The 2,184-nt window shown below is 74.4% G+C and carries 2 protein-coding genes and 2 pseudogenes; all 4 read right to left on the reverse strand.

The window, feature by feature from the left end:
• Positions 1 to 256 (reverse strand): annotated as a pseudogene (locus tag JNW89_RS35505) (ATP-dependent DNA ligase); the annotation flags it as partial.
• An 81-nt stretch (positions 257 to 337) separates the two neighbouring features.
• A complete protein-coding gene (locus tag JNW89_RS35510) occupies positions 338 to 544 on the reverse strand; it encodes a hypothetical protein (RefSeq protein ID WP_238452347.1) in 207 nt (68 codons plus the stop codon).
• 138 nt (positions 545 to 682) lie between these two features.
• On the reverse strand, positions 683 to 2,035 hold the full coding sequence (locus tag JNW89_RS35515; RefSeq protein WP_238452348.1) for a dipeptidase: 1,353 nt from the start codon (positions 2,033 to 2,035) through the stop codon (positions 683 to 685).
• Positions 1,998 to 2,184, reverse strand: a pseudogene (locus tag JNW89_RS35520) (hypothetical protein); the annotation flags it as partial. The pseudogene JNW89_RS35520 and the gene JNW89_RS35515, both read right to left, overlap by 38 nt.

Here is a 2,184-nt window from a genome sequence, read left to right on the forward strand (position 1 = left end):
TCCGGTCGACCGCCGCGTCCACGGCGGCCACGGTCAGGGACGGCTCGGCGGCCGGTGCCGGCAGGTCGCGCAGAGAGGCCCAGCCGACGCCGGTCTGCCGCTGGCGCAGCTCGCCGGCGAGGTAGCCGGAGCCGGCCGGCACCTCGGCCGGGTCGAGCGCCCTCGCAGCGCGGCGGCGAGCAGCTCCACCCTTGGCCCGCCGGCCGCTGGTGGCGCCGACTGCCGCGGAGGTGGCTGCCAGGTCGAGGAACCGCACGGCCTCATCCTGCCAGCCACCCCCGACACCACCCGGGCATTGCCGTGCCCGGGCCGTCCTGGTGGGCGGCCCGACAGCCTCTCAGGCGGAGACGGGCTCCTCGATGCGCAGGCCCCGGGCCCGCACCTCGTCGGCGACCCGGGAGAGGACGCCGTCGAGGGCGACCAGCGCGGCCGAGAGCTCGCCGAGCTGTTCCTTGAGCGTGTCCTCGGGCCACGCGGAGACGTCGACGTCCCCCAGAGCACTCACGGCGGCTTCGAGCCGCGTCATCACGTCGTTCGTACGCATGTTCGAAAGGCTATAACAGCCCTGCGCCCGACACACCGCAAACTCCGACATCGGCCCCGAAGTTACGGTTCCGTCACCCAGGGCCTGCGTCAAAGCCCCTGGCCGGCCGGCAGCGGACCAGGGGCTTTGACAGCGGCCCTAACCGACCTGGCGCCCCGCCTCGGCGACCCGGGCCAGCAGCAGCGCCTCGGCCAGGCAGACCCGGGCGAACTCGCCCAGGTGCAGGCTCTCGTTCGGGCCGTGCGCCCGCGCGTGCGGGTCCTCGACGCCGGTGACCAGGATCGCCGCCCGCGGGAACATCTCCTGGAAGGTGGCGATGAACGGGATGGAGCCGCCGACGCCGATGTCCACCGGGTCGGTGCCGTCCCAGGCGGTACGGAAGGCGCCCCGGGCGGCGTCGAACATCGGCCCGGAGGCGTCGATGACGCAGGGGTCGCCGTCGTGCTCGAAGGTGACCGTCACCCGGGCGCCCCACGGGGCGTGCTTCTCCAGGTGGGCGCGGAGCGTGTCGTACGCCCGCTTCGGGTCGTCGCCCGGCGCCAGCCGTACGCTCAGCTTGGCCTTGGCCGACGGGACCAGCGCGTTCGGCGCCTCGCCGGTGGCCGGGGCGTCGATGCCGAGCACCGCCAGCGCGGGCTTGGTCCAGAGCCGGTCGGTGATCCGGCCGGTGCCGAAGAGCGCCGCCCCCTCGACCAGCCCGGCCTCGGCGCGGAACCGGTCCTCCGGGTAGTCGACGCTGGCGCCCTCCCGCCCGACGAGACCCTCGACGGCCACGTCGCCGGCGTCGTCGTGCAGGGTGGCGAGCAGCCGGACCAGCGCGGTCAGCGCGTCCGGCACCGCGCCGCCGAACATGCCGCTGTGCACCGCGTGGTCGAGGGTGCGCACCTCGACGAAGCAGTTGACGATGCCGCGCAGCGAGGTGGTCAGCGCCGGCACGCCGACGTCCCAGTTGGTGGAGTCGGCGATCACGATCACGTCGGAGGCGATCTCGTCGCGGTGCTCGGCGAGCAGCCGCTCCAGGGAGTCGGAGCCGTACTCCTCCTCGCCCTCGATGAAGAGGACCACGCCGACCGGGAGCTGGTCGCCGAAGGCGCGCAGCGCCGCGACGTGCGCCATGATGCCGGCCTTGTCGTCGGCGGCGCCCCGGCCGTAGAGGCGGCCGTCCCGCTCGACCGGCTCGAACGGGTCGGACTCCCAGAGCGACAGGTCGCCGACCGGCTGCACGTCGTGGTGGGCGTACAGCAGGACGGTGGGGGCGCCGGGCGGCGCCGGCTTCGTCCCGATCACCGCCGGCTGGCCGCCGGAGCGGACGATCCGGGTGTCGAGGCCGCAGCCGCGCAGCAGCTCCGCGACGGCTTCGGCAGAGCGCTCGACGTGCGAGTGGTCGAAGCCCTCGAAGGCGATGCCGGGGATGCGGACGAGTCGTTCCAGATCGGCACGGACACCGGGCAGTTCACGCTCGACGGCGGCCCGCACCTCGGACTCGGACATGATCGGTGTGGTCATGACCGGCATCGTATGACGGCCTTACCTCGGCGCACCTCGCGAGGCCGCGTCGCCGCAGCTGGCGGGGTGGCGCACGAGGTAGCGCGCGGCGTCGTGCGGCAGCGCCGGCGCGCCGTCGACCACCAGGTCCGCGT

It is taken from the genome of Micromonospora sp. 4G55 (assembly GCF_016803375.1).

Bases quoted from the DNA above. Each gene is read 5' to 3' on its own strand.
- JNW89_RS35510 (WP_238452347.1), bottom strand. From the start codon at position 544: ATGCGTACGAACGACGTGATGACGCGGCTCGAAGCCGCCGTGAGTGCT.
- JNW89_RS35515 (WP_238452348.1), bottom strand. From the start codon at position 2,035: ATGTCCGAGTCCGAGGTGCGGGCCGCCGTCGAGCGTGAACTGCCCGGT.